Source organism: Occallatibacter savannae (genome assembly GCF_003131205.1).
Lineage (GTDB): Bacteria > Acidobacteriota > Terriglobia > Terriglobales > Acidobacteriaceae > Telmatobacter > Telmatobacter savannae.
Genome location: NZ_QFFY01000001.1, coordinates 982,555 through 1,007,358 on the forward strand (window position 1 = coordinate 982,555; position 24,804 = coordinate 1,007,358).

Sequence of the window (24,804 nt, forward strand, 5' to 3'; positions counted from 1 at the left end):
CTCAATCGGTTCTAACAACCGCGGACTGCAGGCACCCTGTGCCTTATGTGAGCCCGTAGCTCAGTTGGTAGAGCAACGCCCTTTTAAGGCGTGGGTCCTGGGTTCGAGTCCCAGCGGGCTCACCATTACCTGTTCATTCTCCCCAGTCCAATCCCTGTTCCGCAGCCAGTGCCAGAATCGGTTACAAAAGGGTAAACCCGCATCCCACCTCAGATGCCATCCCGCATCCAACTGAAAGGTACCGCTCCGGCGGCGGTGCGCCGCACTGCCTTGGAATGCAATGCTGCACGGCGTCCAAGTTCAGCCAGCGCTTTTCCCCGGACAATTTCCGCTACCCCGCATAGCGTTGAGGGCCCATGACTGACGTGCAGAGTGCCAGCACCGATCCATACATCCTGCTGGAGATCATCAAGCTCCAGACAGAGATCGCCAAGCACGGCCTCGATCTCTCGGGAGTGGTCGAAGCTGTTGTCGAACGAATCCCGACCTTCACGAACGCCGAAGGCGCGATCGTCGAATACATCGAAGGCGACGAGATGGTTTATCGCGGCGCCAGCGGGTTAGCGCGTCCCCTTCTCGGCACCCGCGTCCGGCGCGAAGCCAGCCTCTCCGGACTCTGCGTGCGCCTCGGCCAGATTCTTCGTTCTGACGACATCCTCGTCGATCCCCGCGTCGACCTCAGCCCCTTCGGCGACGTGGGCGTCCGCTCCATGGTGGTTGCGCCTCTCGGGCACGACGGCTCCATCGTCGGAGTACTCAAAATCGTTTCGAGCAACACCTACGCCTTCACCGTACGCGACATCCGCGTCCTTGAACTCATGAGCGAACTCGTCGCCGCCGCCATGTATCACGCCGCGCGCAACGAAACCAGTGCCCTCTACCAGCAGGCAACACACGACGCACTCACAGGCTTGGCCAACCGTTCGCTCTTCTTTGACCGCCTCCGCCACCGCACTTACCCCGGCCGCCGCCAGCCCGATCCGCTGGGTATCCTCCTCATCGACCTCGATGGCCTCAAGCGCATCAACGACAGCATGGGTCACCGCGCCGGCGACGCGGCACTACGCGAAACCGCCCTGCGCATCAGCCGCATCCCGCGCCGCACTGACATCGTCGCCCGCCTCGGCGGAGACGAGTTCGGCGTCATCCTCACTGAGATCTCCAGCCGCACCGACCTCATCGCCATTGTCGAACGCATCGCCCACGAAACCGATCAGCCGTTCCGCTTTGAAGGCCGGACGATGCACCTCACCGCCAGCATCGGCCACGCACGCTACCCCGACGATGGCAGCGATGTCGACTCACTCCTCGAGGCCGCCGACCGCTCTATGTATCAGATGAAGCGCTCGCGCACCACCACCCGCGTCACCGAACGCGAACTCACCCACAAGCACGTCTTCTAGGTGAAGCCGCTCGCACAGGTATTCTGTCTCGTCAGTCGAATGTTGAGACCTTCTTTCGAGAGTTTCTGTGTGAGCGTTCCTCGCCCGGTTCGGTGGCGCAATTAGAATTCGTTCGTCTACTTCAACCTGACCTGCAGGATCCTCCCTGCTGTCGGATCATCTCCATAACCAAACTCTGATACGTACAGTGCGCCGTCGGGGCCGGCAGTAATCGCAGTTGGGAAGGTCAAGCCGGTCAGGACATCTGTGATTTCCCCCGAATCACTCACGCGAACGATCTTCCCGCTGCCAGGCAGCGGAAAGTCGGCTGCCGTGGACGTCTCAAGCGCGTACAGCTTGCCGTTCAGAAAAACCTGGCCTATGACGGCAGTCAGACCATCGAACACTTTCATCAACGTGCCACTTGGCAGCAATTTGTACAGTGAGGAAGAACCGGGAATGATGGGAAAATTTCCTAGGTTGGCTATATAGAAATTGCCGTTTTGCGCGACAGCAGTCGGAACATTGTGGCCCTCGCTAGCCGACATATCGATGACTCTTGTCGTGGTGCCATCAGGGGCGACCTGCAAAATATCTCCGGTGTTTGCATTGTTGGTGTAGAACACTCCGTTCCTGGTGTTGAGGGTCCACCAGACGCCTTCCAGGTCGAAGTCGCAACAAGGAGGATTCGCAACTGGATTGTTCTGGGTCCAGACTGAAAGGTCATTGATTTGGGTGAGCGAACCATCGCCATTCCGACGCAAAATTCCGTTGTTGGCATAGGAGACTCCCTGACTGCACCCCGAGCCGTTCGTCACGATGTAAAGGGTATTGCCCAGGAAGGCAACATCCGCCGCTCCGAAGGTTTCGCCAAAGATATCGACACTGGAGGGAAGATTGTCGACGACGACGGTTCGTTTCCGCTGCAGATCGAAGCTGGTTACGCGCGAGGTTCTGCCGCTGAGAAACGGTCCGAAGTTAGGGTCTTGGTCGCAGAGCCCAACGGTATTGTCCGTGCCTCCCAGGCCGGACTCAGCTACATAAAGCCGCGAATCGGGACCAAACTTCAGGCCTCGCGGGAATCGCAAATCCGTGGCAAATACGGTGGCGGTCGCCAGGCTGGACTGCAGACCGCTCTTTGCGTTTCCGGTGCGGTGCGGGAACCTTTGAGCGCTAGAAAAGGAACAGATGCTGAGGAAAAGGCTTAGTGCGGTGAGTGTTCTGAGCTTCTCATATCGAGTCATGACAGGTCTCCTTGACGACGTGTGTCGAAAGATAGGATCCAAGTTGTGAAAGCTCAACTCACGTGTTCCCATCCTCGTATCATGTACGCCGACATAGGTTTAGGAGCACCTCTATCTTGTTCTAGCTCGACCTGAAAGCGCGGTGCTAGACTCGATCAACCTTCCCCGGAATGCCTGCGCCAGCCTCCATCTCGGAAATTCTGAAGTTCGGGCTCTTCGAGCTCGACATGCAAAAGGCAGAGTTGCGCAAGCGTGGCGTCAGGATCAAGCTGCAGGAGCAGCCGCTGAAATTACTTGTTCTATTGCTCGAGAATCGCGGCGAAATTGTTACCCGCGAGCGATTACGGTCGAACATCTGGCCTGCAAATACGTTCGTTGAATTCGACCACGGCTTGTATAGCGCTATGGCGCGTCTGCGGGAGGCGCTGGGCGACTCGTCAGAAAACCCGACCTTTATCGAGACAGTGGCGCGGCGGGGATATCGGTTTATTGCGCCAGTGACCTCATCGGGCTCTGCGGCCGATCCTATACCGGAGCCGGCTGTCACTGGACGGTCCCATCGCTCTCGAAGGGTCCTCGCCGGCGTACTGGCGGGACTGGTTGCCGGAGCCCTTTTGGTGGGAGCGATCCTTGGATTCAATCTGGCGAACTCGCGTCACTGGTTACGGCGACGCAGCAATCCTCCGGTTCGCTCGCTCGCAGTGCTGCCACTTCAGAATCTGTCTGGGGATTCGACGCAGGAGTATTTCGCTGATGGAATGACGGACGAGCTGATCACTCAACTCGCTCAGTTGGGCAGCGTTCGCGTGATATCACGGACGTCCGTTATGCAGTACAAAGGAGCACAAAAGCCACTTCGGCAGATTGCAGATGAACTGGGAGTGGACGCGATCCTCGAAGGATCGGTGGTACGGTCTGGCCAACACGTGCGGGTTACCGCGCAATTGATAGACGCAGCAACCGACCAGCACCTCTGGGCGCGAAGTTACGACCGAGAACTGGGCGATGTTTTGCTCTTGCAGAGCGACATGGCGGGTGCAATTACGCAGCAAATACGCGCGGAGATAGATCAAAACGCGCGAGCGCTCGTGCCTCAGGCTTCGCGAGTAGACCCAGAGGAGCAGGACCTGTATTTCCGTGGGCGCTACCACCTGAGTAAAGGAAGTGAAGACGAGATCAATAAAGGGATCGAGTACTTCCGGCAGGGTATTGAGCATAGTCCCGAGGACGCACGGAATTATGCCGCCATGGCTGACTCGTACCTCGCGTTGTCTGATTATTACGTGTCACCTGCAGCTGTCTTGGAATTGGGGAAACAGTCTGCGTTGAAGGCATTGCAGTTGGATGGCAATCTTGCAGAAACACACGTCTCGCTTGGCGCAATTCGATTCTTATATGACTGGAACTGGCCAGAGGCAGAGAAGGAGTTCGCGCAAGCGGTCAAGCTCAACCCAAACTCCTCGGATGCGCACATGTGGCGCGGAGTGTTCCTGGCGCAAATGGGCCGCAGTGATGAAGCGATATCGGAGATCAAGGTTGCAGAGAGTCTTGATCCGCTCTCGGTGGCGGTTCATGTCAATGCGGGATGGGTGTATTACCTTGCGAGGCGAGAAGCACAAGCAGTCCAGGAATGGCGAAAGATTCTGGACATCGATCCGCATTTCACAGTTACGCACGCATCGCTTTGGATCGCGTATATAAAACAGGCAGAAGCTGGAGCCGCACTTTACCGGCCATCCGCGGGTGACGCCGATGCTCTGCAGCTAGCGGCAATTACAGGCCGTGAAGCGGTCAGCGGGAATCGAGCAGAGGCGGAACGCTTGCTTTCGAGACTGGATTCCATCTCCAAGCGCCACTACGTATGCCCTTACGAGATGGCGACGGCGCACGCAGTACTCGGAGATAAGGAAAAGGCGCTGGACTGGCTGAATAGAGGGTTGAAGGAACGCTCCGCCTGCATGCCCGATTTGAAAGCTGACCCGCGCCTGGACTCGCTGCGCAGTGATGCTAGATTTCAGGAATTTCTCAAGCGGGTCGGGTTTCAAAGATAGCGATGTCTTTCCAAGTGCGCCATCTGCAGACTCTGCGTACCGCCCAAGACAATTCAAATAGTCGGCAACACCGATTTCACTCCCTCGCCCAGAAATGCTCCTCCGAGCACGCCCTCAAGCGTTCCGCCGCGCTCTCCGGTGTAATATCCCTCTGCGGCATCCCCAGCATTTCAAATCCCACCATGAACTTCCGCACCGTCGCCGACCTGAGCAGCGGCGGATAGAAATGCGCATGAAAATGCCACTCCTTGTGATCCTTCCCATCCGTCGGCGCCTGGTGAAACCCCATCGTGTACGGAAAGCTCGTCTCGAACAAATTGTCGTACCGCGTTGTCAGCCGTTTCAGTGCATCCGCCAGCGCATCCCGCTCTTCGATCTTCAACTCCGGCATGGCCGCTGCGTGCCGTTTGCTCACCAGCAGAATCTCAAACGGCCACGTCGCCCACCACGGCACCAGAACAGCGAAGTGCTCATTCTCCAGCACCACGCGCTCCCCCGCGCCCAACTCCTCCTGCACGTAGTCGCACAAGAGGCAGCTTCTCTTCTTGGCAAAGTACTCGTGCTGCGCGATCGTCTCCGCGGCTGGTTCGTCCGGCACAAAGCCCGTCGACCATATCTGCCCATGTGGGTGCGGGTTGCTCGCCCCCATCATCGCCCCGCGGTTCTCGAAAATCTGCACGTAGTGGATCCAGTCCGTCGCGCCCAACTCCTCGTACTCCTTGGTCCAAGCGTCCACCACGCGCCGAATCTCCGGCCGCGTCATCCGCGCCAGCGTCAGGCTGTGATCGGGATGGAAGCACAGCACCTTGCACAATCCCCGCGCTCCCTCAGCCACCAGCAACGACGAAGACGGCTGATCCTGCTCCGCAGGCAAATCCGGCAGCAGCGCTGCGTAATCGTTTACAAATGTGAAGATCGAATCGTACTGCGGATTCACCGCTCCGCCCGCGCGCTTGTTCCCCGGGCACAAATAGCACTCCGGATCGTAGGTCACCGCTGACGGCGCACTCTTCTGCGCCACTTCGCCCTGCCATGGGCGCTGCGTCCTGTGCGGCGAAACCAACACCCACGCTTGTCTCAGCGGATTCCACCGCCGATGCGGATACTGCCACTTGCCTGCCATGCCGATCATTGTACGCAACGCGCCCAACAAAATTCGCCGCCGACTTCAAGCAACACGCAACACGAAGCGGACCGTTGTGCCAAACCGGCCCCGTCTAAAATGGCCCCATGCATGAAGTCATCGTTTACTCGCGCAGCGGATGCCACCTCTGCGACGTAGTCAAAGATCAACTCGCCCAGCTTCAGCCCGGCAACGACTTCCACTGGGCGTGAGATTGACATCGACGCTGACCCTGAACTCCGTCGGAAATACAACGAAGAAGTCCCCGTGGTCTTCATCGATGGCCGCAAGGCATTCAAGTTCCGGTTGGATTCAGCCCAATTCCTGAAGACCCTCCGCGCTCGAGCGTAGATCCGGCCACGGCAAACCTTCGGCTCGAAATGAGCCGTGATGAATCCGCCCCGAACTCGTTCAACTCAGGTTCTCGAACTTGGAACTAAGCCGTCGGCTTATCCGGAGGAGGCAGCGCTGCCAGAAACCGTTGCGCAAACTCCGCACTGTACTGATCCACCAGCTCCCGCACCCGGCTCGCGCTCTCTGAACACACGATCAGCCCCGCATGATGGTGCTTCTTCATCCGCTTCACAATCTCCGGAGCGTTGAACGCGCTCGTGTCCGGCTCAGCCATCGTCGCCAGGCACAGCACACTGCCTGCGTATCTCTCGGCGAAATCCGGCAGCTCGTAAGTCTCCCCGCGAAGATGTGCCACTTCAAGCCGCGCCCATTCCCGCCAGAGATTGATCCCCGTCGCCGTCTCCACAAGATCCGAAATAAACGCGCCGCCAACGCGCGCCGCGATCTCCAGAAAGTAGAACCGCCCATCGTCGTGTGCGCGGATGTACTCCGCGTGGGTCACCCCGCGCGCCATCCCCAGGTCCGGAGCCAGCCGACCATTCAGCGCAGTCAGTTCGGCCCACTCGCGGCTCTGGCGGTTCACCGTCCGCGTCGTAAACACGCCGCCCTCATGCATCACCTGCATCGGCGGCTTTCCATACTGATGCACAGCTGAAAACACCACCTTGTGCTCGCTGATGATCGAGTCGACGTGGAAAATATCGCCGGGCACAAACTGCTCCAGCAGATAACTCGTCTGCGTCTCGCCCAGCTCATCCAGCGTGCGCCAAAGCTGCTCCGGCTCGTAGATCTTGCGGATCCCCAGCGCGGACGCCTCCGCCCTTGGCTTCAGCAGCCACGGCCCGTGCACCTGCTTCATGTACCCGCGCAGCTCGTCGTAATTCAGTACGCGGCAGAACGGCGGCACCAAAAACCCAGACTCGCTCGCTCCCGTTCGCATCGCCAGTTTGTCGCGATAGTAGGCGGTCGACGTCACGCCCATGCCCGGAATCCTTGTATGCTCCCGGATCTTCGCCGCAGCATCCAAATCGAACTCATCCAGCGCGAGTACCCTGTCGAACTGCCGGCCCCGCGCCATCCAGCACACCGTCCTGATCAGATCCGTCTCCGTATACTCGTCCGGCATGAGGTGAACATCTTCCAGCACCTCGCGCGGCCACGCCGCATCGCGCAGCTTCTCCACGGTCAGCAGCGTCGGTTTCACCCCCATCTCTGCGCACTGCCGCATGAAGTCCTGCCCCTTTTCGTAGCTGGCAATACAAAGAAATCGGTCGATCTGGTGCGCCATTTCCCTCTCCGCAGCGGTCTCTACCCTTTGCGTTTGGACCGCGGGTGACCCTAGTTCTACCATAGACCCCGGTCTATCGCTCCACGCCTGGGCAGCACCGAAGAGTCCCTCCAAGTAACCTGGGGTGCAAAAGGTAATCAGGGCGACTCCACCCCATGTCGTCGCCTCGTCTCGCCCTCGCCGATGCATGGCACAACCGGCGATAATCTCAACTGACCGCACCATGCTCTCAGCCAACGCCATCGCAAGCCTTCATGATCAGTTGACGCAGTCCTGGCATAGCCCCGGACACCCCGCCGAACAACTCTCCGACCCATGGCTCACCCTCGTCGCTCGCCAGCACCGGGCCAACTTCGACCTCTGGCACATTGAAGACGAAGCCCGCACCCCCGGCGCCACCGACGCTCAGCTTGCCGATGTAAAACACCGCATCGACCGCACCAACCAGCTCCGCAACGACCTCGCTGAGCAGCTCGACCGCTCGCTCCTCGACAGTCTCACTCCACAAAACCTGCCTCAGCCGAACGCCCCGCTCAACTCCGAATCACCCGGCCTCATCATCGACCGGCTCTCCATCCTCGCGCTGAAGATCTATCACACGCGCGAAGAGGCCCAGCGCGCCGATGCTTCCTCTGATCACACACAGCGCAATCGCACCCGCCTCGCCATCCTCGAAGAACAGCGCTCCGATCTCACCGCCTGCCTTGACGCACTCTGGAACGAAACCCTCGCCGGCACCCGACGCTTCAAGCTCTACCGCCAGCTCAAGATGTACAACGACCCCGCTCTCAACCCCGCCATCTACCGCAACACCCCTCGATAGCCGCAGCTATGCCCCGTTCGTCGCGCAGCGGGTGCCCCATCTCTCCCGCACTTGGAGACATGGGAGACCACGCAGCAACCCCGACACGAGAAGGTTGTGCCCCGTTCATCGCACAGCCTCCTCGTGCGATGAGCGGGATACACTCTCCAACTCACATCTCATCTCCTCCTCACCATCCCAACCAGCCCCCTCCCATTGACTCATCAAGACGTTACCGGTATAAAGTTGCCCTGAGTGCAAGAACTCTGAATCGCCCTGCTCACTCCGAGCCTTTACAATTCAATCTGTTACTCAACAAACGGATATTTGTAACCCATGACGCAAGAGGCAAAATCCGCGGCCGCAGGCCGCAAAAAAACTCCCCCGCCGGCTGCCAGGCCCAGCAGCCAATCGAGCACAGCGTCGGCTGCCGTCGCACAGCAGTATCAGGCCGCCGTTCAGTTCGTGCAGCAAGGCAAGTTCGACAAAGCTCTCGCCGCCTTTGAAAAGATGCTGCCGTCGGCGCCGCCCGAGATGTCAGAGCGCTGCAGGATGTATATCAACACCTGCAGAAAGCAGCTCGACAGCAAAGGCCTCGCGTTCGGCACTCCCGAAGAACGCTACGACTACGCCGTCTCACAAATCAATGCCGGCGATTTCGAAGAAGCCGCCAACCAGCTCAAGGGCATTCTGGCTGACGACCCCAACGCCGACTTCGCTTACTACGGTCTCGCGCTCCTCCACGCCATTACCGGCAAGACCCAGGACTGTCTCGACAGCCTTTCGCAGGCCATCGAACTCAATCCCAAGAACCGCCTTCAGGCGCGCTCCGACAACGACTTCCAAAGCATGGTCGACGATCCTCGCTTCACGGAGTTGCTGTATCCTGAACTACCGTAGGGCTGTGACTGGGCCCTCAGGCACCTTGTGACACCGAGTTCGAAACCAGGTCTGCAAAACATTTCTACTCCTACCCTGCCCGCGGCGTCTGACTCCTGCGAACAGACGCCCGGCGTTCCTGCCCCGTCTCTCCGTGTCGTCGCCATCGGCGGCGGAACCGGCCTCTCGACACTTCTTCGCGGACTCCGCAAGCATGTGGCCTTCCCAGACTGGCCCGCCTCCGATCACTGTCACATCTCCGATCTCGCTGCCGTCGTCACCGTAACCGACGATGGCGGCTCCTCTGGCCGTCTCCGCCAGGACTTCAACATGCTGCCCCCGGGCGACATCCGCAACTGCATGGTCGCCCTCAGCGCAGAAGAAGACCTGCTCTCCAAACTCTTCGCCTATCGCTTCACCAGCGGCGGGAGCCTAGGGGGCCACAGCTTCGGAAACCTCTTCATCACCGCGCTCAGCGAAATCACCGGCGACTTTGCGCACGCCGTCCAGCTCGCCTCAAAAATCCTGGCAACCCGCGGCCGTATCTATCCGGCCACAACTTCCAACGCAACGGTAGTCGCGCACATGGAAGACGGTTCCGTCGTTCGCGGCGAGACCAACATCACCGCCAGCAAACACCGCATCTCCGAACTGATGCTGGATCCACCCAACGCCGCCGCCATGCCGGAGACGCTCGAAGCCATTCGTCGCGCCGACCTCATCACCGTAGGCCCCGGATCGCTCTACACCTCCCTCATCACAAATTTGCTGGTCCAGGGAATCCCGTCGGCCCTCGCCGCCGCGACCGGTGTCCGCGTCTTCGTCTGCAATCTCATGACGCAGGCCAATGAGAGCCTCGGCCTCACCGCCTCCGAGCACATCGAGCGCATCTACGAACACACGCGCGCGCCCATCTTCGACTACGCCATCGTCAACACCGCGCAGTTCTCTCCCGAGACGCTCGCTCGCTACGCCGCCGAAAACGCATCACCCATCGCCGCCGACATCCAGCGCATCGAGAAACTTGGCGTCCGCTGCATCGCAGGCGACTTCGCCAGCGAAGACAACGTCGTTCGCCACGCCGCCAACCGTGTCACCGGCGCCCTCCTCGCCCTCGGCAACAGCCGCTCTCCCAACAAACTCTGAATCGTTTGCACTAATCTGGCTTTTAAGGGCCACGAGTTTACAGCGTGCTCAAAGACTCAAGACGAGCCCAGCTTGGTTAATGCGCGGCTCAACGATGTCTCTTTATAGAAAGAAGCGTCAGGGCACGACTTCAGTCGTGCCGAAAAGGGTCAGAAAAGACGCGGGCTTTAGCCCCTGAGGGACACCGGGGCCCGCGCAATGCTCATTGATGCAACCGGCTCCAACGCTGGCAACTGAAATCTGGTAACACCCTACGTGCGTTAACTAAGAACTGCGAACTGCTTTCAGCCTCAGCCGAACATAGTCCGCTGTCCAGTTGCCCGCCTCATCCCGCAGCGCCGGCTCCAGCAGCGTCACCGTTTCGCGTATCACGCGCTCACGCACATCAGAGGGCAATCCCTCCAGCACACCTCTCCTGAATGTCCGTAGCCATCCTTCCAAACCGCTCTCCGGAAGTCTGGTCGGTCGAGGAATCAACGCTATCCGCTCAACGTCGAACTCATTGCGCTTCAGGCGCTCCGCATAGCTGTCGCTGGACGGGTAATAGTTGACGCCCTTCTCCCGATCGCCAAACCCATAACGATCCAGCATGGACGTCAACGCCACATGGATCGCAGCGACATTTCCGTGACCGCCCATCTCCGCCACAAACCTGCCGCCCGGCTTCAACACACGATGCACCTGCCGCATCATCGCATCCTGGTCTCTAACCCAGTGCAGCACTGCATTTGAGAACACCGCATCGAACGTCGCATCGCGAAACGGCAGCTCCTCAGCCCTCGCATGCTCCGCTTCGATTCCCCGCTCGCGCGCCGCAGCCACCATCTCTGCCGACGCATCCACGCCCAGCACATGCGCGCCGCTCGCGGCAATGCGTTGCGTCAGCTGCCCGTCGCCGCAGCCAAGGTCCAGCACATACTCGCCGGCCTGCGGATTAAGCCACTCCAGCACTCCGCCGGCAAGTTCGTGCACAAATGCACCGTTCCGCTCGTAGGCAAGGGGATCCCACGTCTGCGTAGCCATCACGACCTCCACCCTCAGTTTCAGCGCGAAGGGCATATAAGGCAAAGTTATTCTATTTCGCTTTCAGATAAGCTCTGCTTATGCATACCGCGCAGCATTCCGGCAGCTCTCGAGCATCTGCCCCGTGAGCACTGAGAACTGGTGGCTGGAGACTGAAGACTAGATTGTCTGCACCGGCACCAGCGTCAGATCATCCACCAGCCCCACTTCCTTTTGCACAAACGGCTCGCCGTACTTCACGCCCGCCAGCAACCCATAGTGCCGTGCCTCCGCGAACGTGCGCTCGCGAATCTCCTCCTCCGGCACAAACAGCGCGCTACCCGCCGCCTGATTTGCATATTGCGACTTGTATGCCATCAGCGCCCGATGCCGCTGCTCGATGAACGGCGTGATGTCGACAATAAAGCCCGGCCGCACATCCGCGTATAAGCTCGCATATACAATCTTGAACGGCCGGTGCGGCGGCTCTCCCGTCTCCACCTTCGACAGGCCAGAAAGGAAACACGCTTCGTAACCCAGCGTCGCCACAATCGCATGATCCGGATGCCGCGCCTGCCAGTACGGCAGAATCACCACGCGCGGCCTCACCTCGCGTAGCACGCGCACAATCTTTTTGCGATTCTCTAGCGTGTTTTCGATCGCGCCGTCCGGCAGATCCAGAGCCTCGCGTCGGCTCACGCCCAGCAGTTTCGCCGCCTCCGCCGCCTCGCGCGCTCGATCTTCCGCCGTCCCGCGCGTCCCAGCCTCGCCACGGGTCAGGTCCAGAATCGCCGTCCGCAGTCCGCGCGCCGCCATCCGCAAGAGCGTCCCGCCGCACGTCTGCTCCACGTCGTCCCGGTGTCCCGCAATCGCAAGTACGTCAGCGCGAAGATCGGAGCCTTCGATCAAGTCGTTGCCCTCCACGAGTACGGGCCTAGATCCGCTGCCCCCGCTAACCCCGCTGGCCTTCCTCAGTAGACGGTGTTGTTCGCGTCGAAGTGCCCATCCATAAACGCGACATCGGACGCCGTTCCGGTCACTGTCACGTACTGGTTGTTGATCGACGAGCCATCAGTCGTGTGGTAGATGTACACCTGTCCGCCCTGCACCACGTACACCTTGTGCAGCCCCGTCACCGCCGCGACTCCCGTCGCATCGCCCAGATACGGCTCCAGCATCGTGACGGAGTTGTTCGTGGTGTTGAACATTGTCAGGCAGCCATAGGCCTGTCCTGTCGCGTACCGCTCGCCATTGGTGCACTTCGTGGTGCCAATCCAAAGCGTGTTGTCGTCCGCCATGATCATCCGGCTTGGCGCACCAGGAGCGCCATCGCTGATCGAAATCGGACTCCCCGCTGAAATCGTGCTCGTCCCCGTGCCCGCCAGGCTCACCATGGTCAGGTTCCCGGTGAACAGCCCATCCGGCAGAAGCTTCTGCCCCACCACGTACATGGTCGAATTCGACAGCAGCGCGTTGCTCGACCCGCCCGGCACCGCCAGCGTGCACGATGTCGCCCCAGGCGTAGCCGCACAGTCCGCATGCAGCGTCGCGTTCGCAGGCAGCTTTCCCGAGTGCTGTCCCGAAGGGAAGATGATCGGAGCCACGGGCACCACCGAGATCGACGAAGCCGACCCGCCGCACTCCTGTCCGCAATTCAAAACATACGCCGTACTTCCATCCGCGGAGAAGATCGCTTTCACTGGCCGATCAAACGTCAGCGGAGCGCCGTAGGGATTCCCAGTCGCATCTGTCGCGTCCGGGCTCTGCATCTGGAACAGGCACCATCCCGGAGCGTTCTGCGGCTCGCAATCCATCGCCGCCTTCGGCCAAGTGCTCGAGCCGCCCGAATAGGACAGCGTCTCATTCGCCGTCAGCTGCCGCACGTAGTACGCATAATTCGAATTCTGTACAAACGCCATCGCCGCCGTGCCGCCCGGGTTCACGCTCACCCGGTACACCCCCGGCAATCCCAGAGCATACGAGCCGCCCGACGAGCTATCCACGACCGTCAGCACCGTGGCCTGCTGGTTCGCCGCGAACACGTACCTCAAATTGCGAGTGATAAAGATACTAGAAGAGAGGCCGTTGACCCCCTTCTTCGTTCCCGTGTCGTCTTCCTTCTGATAATCCACAACGTGCAGCGAGCCGTCTCCAGCCCCATACACCGCGCCCACCTGCTCTTCCGGCATGTTCTGGATCGTGACTGGCAGGTTCCCTGAATACCCGGAAATCGAAAATCCTGCGGTCTTCTGGTTGTAGCTGAACCGGATATCGTAGAACGCGTCCACAAAGACCAGCGACCCCGCCGCCGACACGCTCGGGTTCTGTACCGAGATCAGCACCCGGTTCGTCAGTCCGCTGGGCGGCAGCACCCTGCCCGCAAAATAGGTCGTCTTACCACATCCCGCCACTACGACTGATACCAATACCGCCGCGGCGGCGCAGAGCCAAAGACTTCTTTTCTTCAAAATCGCTTCCCTCGACATAGCGGCGCAGTTCTTCCGCTCACAGCGCCTTGCGAATCCTGATTCGGACCTTGATTCGGACCTTGATATGAATGGCGATTGCCGCAGTTCCGACCAGATTCGAAACCTCGCTCGAGGCCCCTCAACGACCGGCTCTGCTTAGCTTTTTGACTCTCCAATCATAACAAAGCAACCCACTCATTTCATTCGAGGTCCACTTGGTCCAATCCCTGTTCCCTAACCCCTAATCCCTCGCTCTCAGTCCCTTTGTCCCTATGTCCCGAGTCCCTGTCTTGTTAGCATTGAAGACAGCATGCCTCAGTTCGCCGATCTCTTTTCCAATCGCCCCGTGCTCGCCGATGGCGCCGTGGGCACGGTCCTCTATGCCCGCGGTGTCTTCATCAATCGTTGCTACGACGAACTGAACCTCTCTGACCCGAACCTGATCCTCTCCATTCACGAGGACTACCTTCAGGCCGGCGCTGAGATCATCGAGACCAACACCTTTGGCGCCAATCGCTTCCGCCTCACGCGCCACGGCCTCGCCTCCAAAGTGACCGAGATCAATGCCGCCGGCGTCCGTCTCGCCCGTCAGGCCGTCGACCACCTCAAGGAAAAGCAGGCCGGAACCGCCTTCGTCGCCGGCTCCATCGGCCCCCTCGGCGTCCGTCTCGAGCCCCTCGGCAAAACCGGTCTCGACGAAGCCCGCGCCGCCTTCGCGGAACAGATCCGCGCTCTCGCTGATGCTGGCGTCGACCTCCTCATCATCGAGACCATGCCCGCCCTCAATGAGGCACGCGAAGCCCTTCTCGCCGCCGAAGAGACCGCGCCTAACCTCCCCGTCCTCGTCATGGTCACCGTCGACGACGAAAGCAACTGCCTCGACGGCTCCTCGCCCGAACAGGCCGCCGCGCTCCTCACCGAGTGGGGTGCCAACGCCATCGGCGTCAACTGCTCAACCGGACCCGCCACCGTCCTCACCGCGCTCGAATGCATGCGTGGCGCAACTGACCTTCCGCTCGCCGCCATGCCCAACGCCGGCATGCCCCGTGCCATCGAGGGACGCAACATCTATCTCTGCTCGCCCGAATACATGGCCAGCTTCGCCCGCAAGGCCATCGCTGCCGGCGCGCAAATCGTCGGCGGATGCTGCGGCACCACGCCCAATCACACCCGCGCCATGCGTTCCGCCATGCGCGCCATCGACGCGCAGGCCCGCGTCACCGATGGCGGCAAGCACGCCGAAATCTCTACCGAAACGCCGCCCGCTCCCCTCGCCGAGCGCTCCCGCATCGGTTCGCTCATACACGAAGGCCAGTTCGTCACCCTCGTCGAAATCGTTCCGCCCAAGGGCATCAACTGCACCAAGGAGATCGAGGGCGCTCGTCTCCTCGCCCAACTCGGCGTCCACGCCATCAACGTTCCCGACTCGCCCCGCGCCTCCGCCCGCATGAGCGCGCAGAGCCTCTGCATCCAGATCACGCAGCACACCGGCATCGAGACGATCCTCCACTACACCTGCCGCGATCGCAACGTGCTCAGCATCCAGTCCGACCTCCTCGGCGCATCGTCCATCGGACTTAAAAACATCCTCTGCCTCACCGGCGATCCGCCCAAGCTCGGCAACTACCCTGACGCAACCGCCGTCTTCGATGTCGACGCCATCGGCCTCGTCAATATCGTCCGCCGCCTCAATCACGGCCTCGACATCGGCGCTAACTCCATCGGAGCCTCCACCAACTTCACCATCGGCGTAGCCGCCAACCCTGGCGTTCCAGACATCGACCACGAACTTCGCCGCTTCGCCTTCAAAGTCGAAGCCGGAGCCGAGTACGCCATCACCCAGCCCGTCTTTGATCTCCGTCTCCTCGAAGACTTTCTCAAGCGCATCGAATCCTTCCGCATCCCGGTGATCGCCGGCATCTGGCCTCTCACCAGCCTGCGCAACGCCGAGTTCATGAAGAACGACCTCCGCGTCTCCATGCCTGAAGAAATCATGCTCCGCATGGCCCAGGCCGACTCACCCGACGCCGCCCGCAAGGAAGGCATCCGCATCGCCCAGGAGATGCTCGAGTCCGTCCGCGGCATGGTGCAAGGCGTCCAGGTCAGCGCCCCCTTCGGCCGCTACACCGCCGCCGCCGAAGTCATCGCCAGCGTCCTCCCTCCCGGCGGGATCAATCTTGGCGAACCTGCGGCCTGACCATCCGTTGCGTTTTCTCAAGCGTGGAGGCGGTAAGCGAAGGATCTGCTTTTCTCATTTCCCACTACGATGTCCGGGTGCCCCATCCTAAACGCGCTTTTTGCGTTTAGGGTGGGAACGAGAAAGCCCGCATCACCAATCTTGAACGCACGATAGGTCGGGTGCCCCATGTCTCCCGCCTTTGGAGACATGGGAGACCACACTGCTTCCCCGGCCATTTGAAGGTCCCGGCACAAGTTCATCCGTCCGCCATACAATAAAAACGAACCATGCCATCCTTCGAAGAGTCGCTCAAAAAACTCGAATCCATCGTCGAAACCCTCGAAAAGGGCGACCTCTCCCTTGAAGACTCCATCAAACTCTTCGAAGAAGGCACCGTCCTCTCCGCCGCCTGTAAAAAAGAACTCGACGAAGCCGAAGGCAAGGTCCAGCTCCTTATCAAACAACGCGACGGCTCATTCCGCACCGAACCCTTCCCCAACGACAAAAAGAGCTGATCAGTGCCCGACGCAAACACCCGCCTAGCCACCTACGGAAGCCTCTCCCCCGGTGAGATCAATCACAACCAGCTATCCGATCTCAAAGGCCGCTGGCTCAAAGGCACCGTACGCGGCATCCTGCACAACGCGGGATGGGGCGACGCCATGGGATTCCCCGGCCTGATCCTAAATCCCGCCGGACCCGAAGTTCCCGTCAACATCTTCGAATCGGATGAGCTCCCCCAGCGCTGGGCCCGCCTCGACGAGTTCGAAGGCTCCGAATACCGCCGCGTCACCGCACAGGTCCTCACTGCCGACGGCCTCATCGAAGCCCAGATCTACGTCATTGCCTAGTCGAGCCGCCTAGATAGCTGTGCCCCATTCATTCGGCTCTCTTTTGGCCGAATGAGTGGGAGTTGAAGTTCACGACCTCCTCACATTTTCATTCCCTAACTCCGTGCTCCCGCGATACGCTTTCCGAACACGTCACGTGCTGCTCCCATCACCGACCGTGACCCCGGAGGTCTCCCGATGCTCAAGTCCATCGGAATCGTTCTCGGCAGCTATATCCTCTCGATCGTCCTCGTCCTCGGCACCGACCCCATTCTGTCCCGCATCTTTCCGGGCGACTTCGAGAAGGGACATATCCCCTCGAACCCCGCTCTCATTGCCAGCACCGCCTGCTTCGTTGTCGTGTCGATCCTCTGCGCCTGGGTATGCGCTCGCTTCGCACCGCGGAACCCGTCAAAGCACGTCCTCTGGTTCTTCGCCCTTGGAGAAGCGATGGGCCTCGCCTTCACCATTCCCAACTGGTCGACAGGCTGGCCCCACTGGTACTGGATCTCCTGGCTTCTCACCTGGCCCATCAGCTGCTGGATCGGCCTCAAACTTGCCGCCAGGTCCTCCGCCGCCAGCCGACCACCCCTAGCCACCGCCGAGGGTCAGTGAACCATGCAGGCTCTGAGCGCAACCAGCGTGAATGTGAAACAAGCCGTGCCCTTCTTCGGCGTCACCAGCATGGAAGCCTCGCTGCGCTTCTACATCGACGGCCTCGGCTTCAGGATGACGCGCTGGTGGATTCCCGAGGTGCCCGACGACCACGGCAACAAACCCGACGGCAGGATCCGCTGGTGCTGGCTCGAGCTCGGCGAGGCCGCCGTCATGCTCCAGGAGTTCTCGCCTCAACGCCCCACCAATGACCAGCTCGGCACCGGCGTCAACGTCTGTTTCCAATGTGAAGATGCCTTGGCCCTTTACCGCGAATTCAAATCGCGCGGAATCAAGACACGCACAAGTCCCTTCGTCGGCAACCGCCTATGGGTAGTCCCGGTCACCGACCCCGATGGCTACCGCATGGAGTTCTCCAGCCCCACCGATGCCCCAGAAGAAACCGAACTCGAAGACTAATCACCTCGCGTTCGCGCTTCTCCGCTAACCTGCTAGCTCGCTACGTCGCGAAGCGACGCTAACTTGCTGCTTTTGTCCAAAAAAAGAAGTGCATTCCACCGGCAGCAACACTCTTCAGAACCGAAGCTCCTCCGGTTCATCGAAGCTTCTCTCCATGCGCGAGACATAACCGCGTCCGCAGCCAGCCCACCATCTCCTCCGGCAAACAATCCGTCCGCTCCAGATCGAACCGCGCAACTCCCTCCGGCACATCCTTCGCCTCACCGTGACCAACAATCACCACCGCATCTGCCACGCGCAACAACCGCTCAAAGCTGCTCTTCCATTCAACACAGCCGACCAGCGCCAGACAAACATCCGGCTCAACAAACTCCACCACCCGATTCGACTCGAAAATCACGTTCCGATCAGCGCTAACCGCGCGCCGAATCTCCTCGATCGGAACCTCCTCGCCCACCCGCGTCACCAGCAGCGCTCGCTTTGCCCCAGCTGCAAGATACCTGCCCGTATCCGTCTCTCCACCAGCGCTCGTCTCTTCCCGAATCGCCGCCTCTAAACCTTTCCCCCGACCCACAGAACCGTAGTCATGCCCTGTGACCTTCACTGCCGTCCACGCAAACTCCGGCAGCGCCGAAATCACTGCGCACACCAGCCCCGTCTTCCCCACATCCTTCCCGCTCCCCCCGACAACAACGATCGCCAATCCCTAGTCCCTGCTCTCTTGTTCCCTCTTTTCCTTGTTCCCTCGTTCCCTGTCTTTCGCCAGCCTGGTCAACGTGGCCTGTTCCCGTAGCACCTGCCGCAACGGCCGCGCCGGCGTTCCGAACATCACCGTCCCCGGCTTGTGTCCTTCATTGGTAATCGTCTTGCCATTGAAGACACCCGACTGCCCGCCCAGGATCACTCCCTCGCCCACCGTCACGTGATCGCCGATCCCCACCTGCCCCGCCAGCACTGCGCCCTTCTTGATCGTGCTCGATCCCGAAATCCCGGTCAGGGCCACCAGAATCGCATCCGGACCTACCTCGCAGTTGTGCCCCACATGCACCAGGTTGTCCATCTTCGTTCCCTTGCGAATTCGAGTCTCCTTCAGTGCTCCGCGATCGATCGTCGTGTTCGCCCCGATTTCCACGTCGTCCTCGATCACCAGCTTTCCCTGCTGCGGGAAGTGGGTGTACGCTCCGGTTTCGGTGTCGCGCACATATCCGAACCCGTCCGCCCCCAGCACCGCACCCGCATGAACCACCACGCGATCTCCCAGCGTCACTCCCGGATAAATCACCACCCGCGGATAGATCGTGCACTCCATCCCGATCTTCACAAACTCACCAATGATCGCGCCCGCGCCGATCCGGGTTCCCGCGCCGATCCAGGCATGCGATGCCACCACCGCATTCGGCCCCACAAATACTGCTGGATCCACCTTGGCATCCGGAGCGAGCACAGCGCCCGTCGCAATTCCCACGCTCAGCGAAGGCTTCTTCACCAGCTTCGCCGCCTTTGCAAACCAAAGCTTCGGCTGATCCACCTCGACGATGCACTTCCCGTGCGGGTACTCCGTCACCACTCCGGGCTTCAGCACCACCGTCCCCGCGTTGCTTTTCAAGGCCGCGTGCACTGCCGTCTCCGAATCGGCAAACGCCAGGTCAAACGCGCTCGCCGTCTCAATTGCGGCCACCGCGTCCACAATCCATTCCTTGTCGCCCTGAACGAGATTGCCGCCCAGTTCATCGAGCAGTTCTTGCAAAATCATCCCGATTTCTCCATGGAACTGAACTGAAAAACTGAAGACTGAGAACTGACAACTGATGACTGAGAACTGCGGCCCCTACGCGCCGCTAATATGCCCCATCTTCTCCTGCTTCGTCTTGATGTACGCAGCGAAAGTCTCCTGCGGCTCAACCTCCGCCGACACGCGCTCCGTCACCTTGATCCCGGCCGACTCCAGTGCCGCAACCTTGTCCGGATTGTTGGTCATCAGCTTCACCCGCTCCACGCCCAGCATCTTCAGCACGCGGGCCGGCAACTCATACTCGCGCAGGTCCGCCTCGTAGCCAAGCTCGACATTCGCCTCAACTGTATCTCGGCCCTGGTCCTGCAGTTCATAGGCCTTCAGCTTCGCCATCAGCCCAATGCCGCGCCCCTCCTGTTGTTCATACAACAGAATCCCCGCGCCCTCTTCGCCAATCTTCGTCAACGCCAGCTCAAGCTGCAGCCTGCAGTCGCACCGCAGCGAACCGAACACATCTCCAGTCAAACATTGCGAGTGGATGCGTACCAGCGGCGCCGTCGACTTCACATCGCCCATCACCAGCGCCACCAGGCCCTCGACATTGCCATTCAGCGCCCGAGACCCCGCGCTGTCAGGCAACTTCCCCTCGAACCCCAGAATCCGAAACGCCCCCCACCGCGTCGGAAAATCCGCCTCCGCAACCTTCTTTACGCTTTCAAATGCCATGCCTCAATTCTACTTTGCGCAAATTCCACCCGGAGCGGCACCCGTCACACGGTTCCCGCGCACGCGACCGCCGATCTCCCGGGGTTCAGCCAGTAGACATCATTTTCCAAGCTCGATGGTGGGGTACCCCGTAGCCTGCCCTGAGCTTGTCGAAGGGTCTCCCGATTTTGGAGACCTGGGAAACGTGAATCCCCAATTGCCCGAGAACTCCCCGTGCACTCTCCCTACGGCAGCAGCTTCAGTGTCGCCACCACTCCCACATGATCCGACGCCCACACGCCACCCACCGGCGCCGTTCCAACAAGTTGCTCAGCTTCAGCCGCAATTCCACTGCCTCTCGTGAGAATCAAATCGATCCGCTGAAACGGCGTCACCGTTGGGAACTTTTCGTCTTCAGGGAAATTCGGCCACGTCAGCCCTGCATCCGCCGGATGCAGCTCGCTCCAGATATCCGCAAACCCCGCGTTGACCAGCATCCCAAACGCCGGACCATTCGCAAACGAAGGAGCATGCGCATCCGAGTTCAAATCACCCGCCAGTATTGTCGGCACATAAGTATTCAGCGGCCCTGCCAGCAGCTCCTGTGTCTGCGCCGCCTGATACTCATTCACAAACGTCTCAAGGTGCGTGGTCACAAACCGATAGTTCTTCCCGCGCAGCTTCGCATCCACTGCAATCCACCCGCGCGTAAACGGAATACTCTGCCCGCCAATCGGAAACCCAAGTATCGCCTCAAAGTATTTCCCCTGAACACCCTCAATCTTCAGTTGCGAAACCGGCAGATCCGTCCGCACCAGCACAACGTCGTAATCCGCGAACCCCACCATGATCACGTTGTAGTACGCATCAAATGCAGGCTCTTCGATATCCGCGTTCTTCTGCACCTTCAGGGCTGCGTAGTGCAGGCCGCGCTTCTCCAGAGCCGCGAGCAGCGACTGCAGCTGATCGGTAACCACAGTTGTCGCGTGCCCCGGATACGCACCCGTGCGCAGCGTCGTCACCTCCTGCAGCCCCACCAGGTACGGCTGCGCCGCCTCAATCTCCGCCGCCACACGATCTGCCCGCGCCGCGTAATTGCTCGCATACATCTCGCCGAACGTCTTCGTGATCGCACCCAGAAACTCGGCCTGCGTGGTATTCGGGTTCAGCGCCGCCGCAAGAATATAGCCGAAGTCAGACCCCGCATCCATATTCCGCGTCATCACCGTCAGATCGCGATCCCTCTGGTTTTCACCTTGCGCCAACAGCGCACTCCCGCCTGCCGCGACGAACAAAACCAGAGCGAATGATTGGAGCAGCCTCTTCATAACCATCTCTCCTTCAAAATGTCCGGAACTGTTTTCATTGCGTTTTGAGCATCGGGCACCAGCGCCGCACAACTGGAGCCAGCGGACGGCTGCACGCTGTGCCCTCACGTGTCGAGAACGATACCGCGGGAGTATTGGAGGTTCAACTATATTCGGCCGTGCGCCCTGTCACTGAACCGCGTGACGAACACGTTCCATGAGCCGGGTGCCCCATGTCTCCCGCATTTGAGACATGGATAGGAAGAGACCCAGGGTGCCCCCGAGCCCGCCCTGATTTTGTCGACGGGTCTCTCCCGTTGGGGGGACCGGGATGTAAAGACGTTCCGCGCTATCCTACCCCCATGCCCAATCGCCCTGGAGCCAAGAGACCAATCAAGCGCAAATCACCACCCTACCCCTTCCTCATCGAAGCGCTGGCCCCTCTCGACCCCGAAGTCCGTCCCATGTTCTCCGGCTTCGCCATCTATGCCGACGACAAAATTCTCGCCATGCTCCGCGACAGCCCCAAGCACCCGGAAGACAACGGCGTCTGGCTGGTCTTCTCAGAAACCGCCGATCCCGCTGACCCAAAAACCTCGCGCGATTTCCCCTCCCTCCGCAACATCAACTTGCTCGGCGGCAAAATCACACATTGGCGGCTCATCCCCGCGGACAGTCCCGCCTTCGAGTCTGAAGCCCTTCACGCCTGCGACCTCCTGCTCAGGCGCGACGCCCGCTTCGGCCGAATCCCAAAATCCCGCAAACCCCGCTCCGCCCGTCGCCGCTCAACCAGATCGTGACCGCCCAGCCCGGTGTCCGCAGCCGGAAAAACCGCACCACCACAAACCCGCTAACTCGCCAGCTCGCTACGGCGCGCAGCGCCGCTAACTCGCTAAAAGATTAAGAACCAACACTCGCATCAAAAAGTCGCGCTCCCTTCATCGCGCGTTTTGCGATCAGGGGGCGTCTCCTCCGAGTCGGATACTCGCCTTCACAGAGCCGCAACCCCGCTGAGTCGCCGGAGCCCATCATTGTCAGAGCATTTTCGCGACAAGGGTCGACCGGAGACCCGCCGGAACCTCCGAACAACCTCCCCGCCGCTTCGTGACCGCAATCACTGATCGACCTCTCTCTCAAGGCTCACACTTCCGCCTCGAACGGGGGTGAGCCATGGTCCTCCTCATCTGGCTCGTGCTCTTTCTGCTCATCGTTTCGCTTTTCGTGGTTGCAGCCGGTTTTCTGCGTCACGCCATCCTCGACAGATACTCCGGCGCGCGGCCCGTAACCTGCCCTGAAAACCACCAGCCCGCGGTTGTCGCTCTTGACGGCAGCCATGCCGTCGCCACCCTCGTGGACGGAAGTCCCGCGCTTCGCATCTCCGGCTGCACGCGTTGGCCGGAGCACTCTGCATGCAACCAGGCTTGCCTGGCAGAAGCACATCTCGCCGAGCCATATCCCGAAGCCGCGCCGATCGGCCCCAAGCAGATTAACCACCTGCCCGTACTTTTAGCAGCCTTCGCCGCGTGGTACATCGGCATGATCTGGCACTCACACTACCTGTTTCGCGATGCATGGACCGAAGCCTTCGGCCTCACCCCGTCCCAAGTTAAAGACATCGTGCGATGGATGCCCCCTCAACTACTATCCGCCGCAGTCTGTCTCCTCTTCGCCTACGGAGTCGCCTGGCTGCTCGCCCTGCTTCACCGCAAAGGCGTGCTCGAGGGCGTGCTGACCTCAACAGCCCTCGCCGCCGCAGTTCTAATCGCAACCTGTTTCGGAATCGTCCGCCTTCCGCCAGGCCTGCTGGCCATCGAAGCGGGATACGTCCTGCTCGCCACCTTCATCACCGGCGCAATCGTCGGCGGCCTCTGGGACAAACTCGTAGTTCGCGGTCACTAACCCGCACTCGGGACTCATCAGCTCAATTCGAGAACGGCATCTCCGCCGGCACCTCGATCGTCACCGATGTCCCGCGCCCCGGATTGCTCACCACGGTAAACGTCGCCTGCTGCCCGTAGAGCACCTCGAGCCGCTCCTGCACATTCTTCATGCCGATTCCTGCCCCGTCGCGCTTGATCCCGGTATTCGGCCGGTCGCCCATTCCCACGCCGTCATCGGCTACCTCGATCAGCACACGATCGTGCTCGAGCTTGCTGCGCAGCGTCACCGTACCGCCGTGGATCCGCGGCTCCAGCCCATGTTTGATCGAGTTCTCGATCAGCGGCTGCAGCAGGATGCTCGGCACCAGAATGTCCAGCGTATCCGGATCGATTTCCTTTTCCACGCGCAGCTTGTCGGCCCCAAACCGCACCACCTCGATATCGAGGTAATCATCCGTGAAGCTGAGTTCGTTCCGCAGAGGCACATACGTGTCGTGATCCTTCAGCAGTGCGCGCAGAATATTCGCCAGCTTGATCGTCATCTCCCGCGCCAGCTCAGGCTTGGTGCGAACAAGCGACGAAATGGAGTTCAGCGTATTGAAAAGGAAGTGCGGATTGATCTGCCGCTGCAGCGCATCCAGCCTGGCTTCCAGCAGCAGATGCTTCTGCTCCTCCAGCTTCATCTCGATCCGCAGCGCATTCCAGACCTTGATAGCAATCCCCACCACAATCGGTGCGGTCAGCCACACCAGAACCTGCGCCCAGGTCTCCTTCGCCACCAGCCCGAACAGCTTGTGCGGAAAACGCGCGGCGATCCAGTCCCGGCACGCCTCAGCAGCCACAATCAGAAACAGCATCAGAAACTGGCGATCGATGCGTGGCCGAAGCAGAATGCGCCGCACCCACCGATAGAGGCTCAGATCGACAAACGGCGAGAACGACCAGATCTCGTCCGGCTCTACAAGCCCTCCCAGAACTCCCGCCAGGATCGCAACCGACACATTGAACGGCAGCGCAAGATACTCGCCGTGAAACACCGCCGGCACACCAAGAATGGCAGCCCCGAGCGTCGCCCAGCGCGGCCCTACCAGCAGCCCCAGCAAAATGATCGTCTCAAACGAAATATCCGCTGCCAGAAAGTTCGGAACCGACGTCCGGATCCACACGCCCAGAGTCAGCGGGACCAGAAAGAACGCAAGCAGCCCCAATGTCTGATTCGGACGCCGCTTCTCCGCAAAGAAAAGACGGCGAAACGTCGCAGCGCGCGCCAGCACACTCGCCACGGACGCCATCACACCCAGCTTCACCAGCAGGGTGATCAGAATCAGACGATCGGTCACGTCAACAGTGTATGACCT

25 protein-coding genes, 1 tRNA gene and 1 pseudogene are annotated in these 24,804 nt (G+C 60.4%); 16 read left to right on the forward strand and 11 right to left on the reverse strand.

Features of this window, described 5'->3' with window-relative positions; all coding sequences use genetic code 11:
• The first annotated feature begins 49 nt into the window (after nt 1-49).
• Nucleotides 50-125 (forward strand) — tRNA-Lys (locus tag DHV10_RS04360).
• Nucleotides 126-356: 231 nt separating this feature from the next.
• Nucleotides 357-1,403, forward strand: a complete 1,047-nt coding sequence (locus tag DHV10_RS04365) for a sensor domain-containing diguanylate cyclase (protein WP_109485054.1) — start codon at nt 357-359, stop codon at nt 1,401-1,403.
• Nucleotides 1,404-1,519: 116 nt separating this feature from the next.
• Here the strand turns inward: DHV10_RS04365 and DHV10_RS04370 are convergent, their stop codons facing one another.
• Nucleotides 1,520-2,626 carry a ScyD/ScyE family protein gene (locus DHV10_RS04370; RefSeq protein WP_162601182.1) on the reverse strand — a complete coding sequence of 369 codons (1,107 nt, stop codon included), beginning with the start codon at nt 2,624-2,626 and terminating at the stop codon, nt 1,520-1,522.
• 227 nt (nt 2,627-2,853) lie between these two features.
• Here DHV10_RS04370 and DHV10_RS28160 point away from each other — a divergent pair.
• A pseudogene (locus DHV10_RS28160) lies at nt 2,854-3,102 on the forward strand (winged helix-turn-helix domain-containing protein); the annotation flags it as partial.
• Between the two features lie 282 nt (nt 3,103-3,384).
• Nucleotides 3,385-4,677 (forward strand): tetratricopeptide repeat protein, encoded by a 1,293-nt coding sequence (locus DHV10_RS04375; protein WP_239461279.1) that lies wholly within the window; start codon nt 3,385-3,387, stop codon nt 4,675-4,677.
• A gap of 76 nt (nt 4,678-4,753) precedes the next feature.
• On the opposite strand, the gene DHV10_RS04380 is transcribed toward DHV10_RS04375, so the two are convergent.
• Nucleotides 4,754-5,800, reverse strand: a complete 1,047-nt coding sequence (locus DHV10_RS04380; protein ID WP_109485704.1) for a UDP-glucose--hexose-1-phosphate uridylyltransferase — start codon at nt 5,798-5,800, stop codon at nt 4,754-4,756.
• Between the two features lie 107 nt (nt 5,801-5,907).
• Between DHV10_RS04380 and DHV10_RS27940 the strand changes: the two genes are divergently transcribed.
• Nucleotides 5,908-6,012 carry a glutaredoxin family protein gene (locus tag DHV10_RS27940; protein WP_109485057.1) on the forward strand — a complete coding sequence of 35 codons (105 nt, stop codon included), beginning with the start codon at nt 5,908-5,910 and terminating at the stop codon, nt 6,010-6,012.
• A 7-nt stretch (nt 6,013-6,019) separates the two neighbouring features.
• Nucleotides 6,020-6,151, forward strand: a complete 132-nt coding sequence (locus tag DHV10_RS28165; RefSeq protein ID WP_420818738.1) for a thioredoxin domain-containing protein — start codon at nt 6,020-6,022, stop codon at nt 6,149-6,151.
• 85 nt (nt 6,152-6,236) lie between these two features.
• Here DHV10_RS28165 and DHV10_RS04395 read toward each other — a convergent pair whose 3' ends face one another.
• Entirely contained in the window at nt 6,237-7,442 is a 1,206-nt protein-coding gene (locus DHV10_RS04395) for an ATP-grasp domain-containing protein (RefSeq protein ID WP_109485059.1), read from the reverse strand.
• 187 nt (nt 7,443-7,629) lie between these two features.
• Between DHV10_RS04395 and DHV10_RS04400 the strand changes: the two genes are divergently transcribed.
• The 3 genes from DHV10_RS04400 (at nt 7,630) to DHV10_RS04410 (ending at nt 10,269) form a co-directional block, all read left to right on the forward strand.
• Entirely contained in the window at nt 7,630-8,265 is a 636-nt protein-coding gene (locus tag DHV10_RS04400) for a DUF4254 domain-containing protein (RefSeq protein WP_239461280.1), read from the forward strand.
• 315 nt (nt 8,266-8,580) lie between these two features.
• Nucleotides 8,581-9,144 carry a tetratricopeptide repeat protein gene (locus DHV10_RS04405; RefSeq protein WP_109485061.1) on the forward strand — a complete coding sequence of 188 codons (564 nt, stop codon included), beginning with the start codon at nt 8,581-8,583 and terminating at the stop codon, nt 9,142-9,144.
• A gap of 27 nt (nt 9,145-9,171) precedes the next feature.
• Nucleotides 9,172-10,269 carry a gluconeogenesis factor YvcK family protein gene (locus DHV10_RS04410; protein WP_338042565.1) on the forward strand — a complete coding sequence of 366 codons (1,098 nt, stop codon included), beginning with the start codon at nt 9,172-9,174 and terminating at the stop codon, nt 10,267-10,269.
• A 264-nt stretch (nt 10,270-10,533) separates the two neighbouring features.
• On the opposite strand, the gene DHV10_RS04415 is transcribed toward DHV10_RS04410, so the two are convergent.
• The 3 genes from DHV10_RS04415 to DHV10_RS04425 all read right to left on the reverse strand — a co-directional run bounded on the left by DHV10_RS04415 (nt 10,534) and on the right by DHV10_RS04425 (nt 13,739).
• Nucleotides 10,534-11,292, reverse strand: coding sequence for a class I SAM-dependent methyltransferase (locus tag DHV10_RS04415; protein WP_109485706.1), 759 nt, complete (start codon nt 11,290-11,292; stop codon nt 10,534-10,536).
• A gap of 159 nt (nt 11,293-11,451) precedes the next feature.
• Nucleotides 11,452-12,180 carry a bacillithiol biosynthesis deacetylase BshB1 gene (gene bshB1, locus DHV10_RS04420; protein WP_204101321.1) on the reverse strand — a complete coding sequence of 243 codons (729 nt, stop codon included), beginning with the start codon at nt 12,178-12,180 and terminating at the stop codon, nt 11,452-11,454.
• A gap of 62 nt (nt 12,181-12,242) precedes the next feature.
• Nucleotides 12,243-13,739, reverse strand: a complete 1,497-nt coding sequence (locus DHV10_RS04425) for a hypothetical protein (protein WP_162601183.1) — start codon at nt 13,737-13,739, stop codon at nt 12,243-12,245.
• A 310-nt stretch (nt 13,740-14,049) separates the two neighbouring features.
• On the opposite strand from DHV10_RS04425, the gene DHV10_RS04430 reads away from it, so the two are divergent.
• The 5 genes from DHV10_RS04430 (at nt 14,050) to DHV10_RS04455 (ending at nt 17,822) form a co-directional block, all read left to right on the forward strand.
• Nucleotides 14,050-15,936 (forward strand): bifunctional homocysteine S-methyltransferase/methylenetetrahydrofolate reductase, encoded by a 1,887-nt coding sequence (locus DHV10_RS04430; protein WP_109485063.1) that lies wholly within the window; start codon nt 14,050-14,052, stop codon nt 15,934-15,936.
• 269 nt (nt 15,937-16,205) lie between these two features.
• The gene (locus tag DHV10_RS04440) at nt 16,206-16,433 is read left to right on the forward strand and encodes an exodeoxyribonuclease VII small subunit (RefSeq protein WP_109485065.1); all 228 of its coding nucleotides are present in this window, start codon (nt 16,206-16,208) and stop codon (nt 16,431-16,433) included.
• A gap of 3 nt (nt 16,434-16,436) precedes the next feature.
• The gene (locus DHV10_RS04445; protein ID WP_109485066.1) at nt 16,437-16,769 is read left to right on the forward strand and encodes a gamma-glutamylcyclotransferase family protein; all 333 of its coding nucleotides are present in this window, start codon (nt 16,437-16,439) and stop codon (nt 16,767-16,769) included.
• A 177-nt stretch (nt 16,770-16,946) separates the two neighbouring features.
• Entirely contained in the window at nt 16,947-17,363 is a 417-nt protein-coding gene (locus DHV10_RS04450; protein ID WP_109485067.1) for a hypothetical protein, read from the forward strand.
• A gap of 3 nt (nt 17,364-17,366) precedes the next feature.
• A complete protein-coding gene (locus tag DHV10_RS04455; protein ID WP_109485068.1) occupies nt 17,367-17,822 on the forward strand; it encodes a VOC family protein in 456 nt (151 codons plus the stop codon).
• 136 nt (nt 17,823-17,958) lie between these two features.
• Here DHV10_RS04455 and DHV10_RS04460 read toward each other — a convergent pair whose 3' ends face one another.
• From DHV10_RS04460 to DHV10_RS04475, 4 genes are all read right to left on the reverse strand, one after another.
• A complete protein-coding gene (locus DHV10_RS04460; RefSeq protein ID WP_109485069.1) occupies nt 17,959-18,525 on the reverse strand; it encodes a hypothetical protein in 567 nt (188 codons plus the stop codon).
• A gap of 3 nt (nt 18,526-18,528) precedes the next feature.
• The gene (gene lpxD / locus DHV10_RS04465) at nt 18,529-19,575 is read right to left on the reverse strand and encodes a UDP-3-O-(3-hydroxymyristoyl)glucosamine N-acyltransferase (protein WP_109485070.1); all 1,047 of its coding nucleotides are present in this window, start codon (nt 19,573-19,575) and stop codon (nt 18,529-18,531) included.
• A gap of 75 nt (nt 19,576-19,650) precedes the next feature.
• Entirely contained in the window at nt 19,651-20,280 is a 630-nt protein-coding gene (gene ribA, locus DHV10_RS04470) for a GTP cyclohydrolase II (protein ID WP_109485071.1), read from the reverse strand.
• A 224-nt stretch (nt 20,281-20,504) separates the two neighbouring features.
• A complete protein-coding gene (locus tag DHV10_RS04475; RefSeq protein ID WP_162601184.1) occupies nt 20,505-21,587 on the reverse strand; it encodes an endonuclease/exonuclease/phosphatase family protein in 1,083 nt (360 codons plus the stop codon).
• Between the two features lie 341 nt (nt 21,588-21,928).
• Between DHV10_RS04475 and DHV10_RS04480 the strand changes: the two genes are divergently transcribed.
• Nucleotides 21,929-22,366 carry a TfoX/Sxy family protein gene (locus DHV10_RS04480; protein ID WP_162601185.1) on the forward strand — a complete coding sequence of 146 codons (438 nt, stop codon included), beginning with the start codon at nt 21,929-21,931 and terminating at the stop codon, nt 22,364-22,366.
• 370 nt (nt 22,367-22,736) lie between these two features.
• A complete protein-coding gene (locus tag DHV10_RS04485) occupies nt 22,737-23,465 on the forward strand; it encodes a DUF1761 domain-containing protein (RefSeq protein WP_109485074.1) in 729 nt (242 codons plus the stop codon).
• Nucleotides 23,466-23,487: 22 nt separating this feature from the next.
• Here the strand turns inward: DHV10_RS04485 and DHV10_RS04490 are convergent, their stop codons facing one another.
• The gene (locus tag DHV10_RS04490; protein ID WP_239461281.1) at nt 23,488-24,786 is read right to left on the reverse strand and encodes a sensor histidine kinase; all 1,299 of its coding nucleotides are present in this window, start codon (nt 24,784-24,786) and stop codon (nt 23,488-23,490) included.
• Nucleotides 24,787-24,804 lie beyond the last annotated feature (18 nt).

Excerpts from the sequence above, each read along its gene's own strand:
- DHV10_RS04365 (WP_109485054.1), top strand. The coding sequence starts at position 357 with ATGACTGACGTGCAGAGTGCCAGCACCGATCCATACATCCTGCTGGAG.
- DHV10_RS04370 (WP_162601182.1), bottom strand. The coding sequence starts at position 2,626 with ATGACTCGATATGAGAAGCTCAGAACACTCACCGCACTAAGCCTTTTC.
- DHV10_RS04375 (WP_239461279.1), top strand. The coding sequence starts at position 3,385 with ATGACGGACGAGCTGATCACTCAACTCGCTCAGTTGGGCAGCGTTCGC.
- DHV10_RS04380 (WP_109485704.1), bottom strand. The coding sequence starts at position 5,800 with ATGGCAGGCAAGTGGCAGTATCCGCATCGGCGGTGGAATCCGCTGAGA.
- DHV10_RS27940 (WP_109485057.1), top strand. The coding sequence starts at position 5,908 with ATGCATGAAGTCATCGTTTACTCGCGCAGCGGATGCCACCTCTGCGAC.
- DHV10_RS04395 (WP_109485059.1), bottom strand. The coding sequence starts at position 7,442 with ATGGCGCACCAGATCGACCGATTTCTTTGTATTGCCAGCTACGAAAAG.
- DHV10_RS04400 (WP_239461280.1), top strand. The coding sequence starts at position 7,630 with ATGGCACAACCGGCGATAATCTCAACTGACCGCACCATGCTCTCAGCC.
- DHV10_RS04405 (WP_109485061.1), top strand. The coding sequence starts at position 8,581 with ATGACGCAAGAGGCAAAATCCGCGGCCGCAGGCCGCAAAAAAACTCCC.
- DHV10_RS04415 (WP_109485706.1), bottom strand. The coding sequence starts at position 11,292 with ATGGCTACGCAGACGTGGGATCCCCTTGCCTACGAGCGGAACGGTGCA.
- DHV10_RS04430 (WP_109485063.1), top strand. The coding sequence starts at position 14,050 with ATGCCTCAGTTCGCCGATCTCTTTTCCAATCGCCCCGTGCTCGCCGAT.
- DHV10_RS04440 (WP_109485065.1), top strand. The coding sequence starts at position 16,206 with ATGCCATCCTTCGAAGAGTCGCTCAAAAAACTCGAATCCATCGTCGAA.
- DHV10_RS04450 (WP_109485067.1), top strand. The coding sequence starts at position 16,947 with ATGCTCAAGTCCATCGGAATCGTTCTCGGCAGCTATATCCTCTCGATC.
- DHV10_RS04455 (WP_109485068.1), top strand. The coding sequence starts at position 17,367 with ATGCAGGCTCTGAGCGCAACCAGCGTGAATGTGAAACAAGCCGTGCCC.
- lpxD (WP_109485070.1), bottom strand. The coding sequence starts at position 19,575 with ATGATTTTGCAAGAACTGCTCGATGAACTGGGCGGCAATCTCGTTCAG.
- ribA (WP_109485071.1), bottom strand. The coding sequence starts at position 20,280 with ATGGCATTTGAAAGCGTAAAGAAGGTTGCGGAGGCGGATTTTCCGACG.
- DHV10_RS04475 (WP_162601184.1), bottom strand. The coding sequence starts at position 21,587 with ATGAAGAGGCTGCTCCAATCATTCGCTCTGGTTTTGTTCGTCGCGGCA.
- DHV10_RS04480 (WP_162601185.1), top strand. The coding sequence starts at position 21,929 with ATGCCCAATCGCCCTGGAGCCAAGAGACCAATCAAGCGCAAATCACCA.
- DHV10_RS04485 (WP_109485074.1), top strand. The coding sequence starts at position 22,737 with ATGGTCCTCCTCATCTGGCTCGTGCTCTTTCTGCTCATCGTTTCGCTT.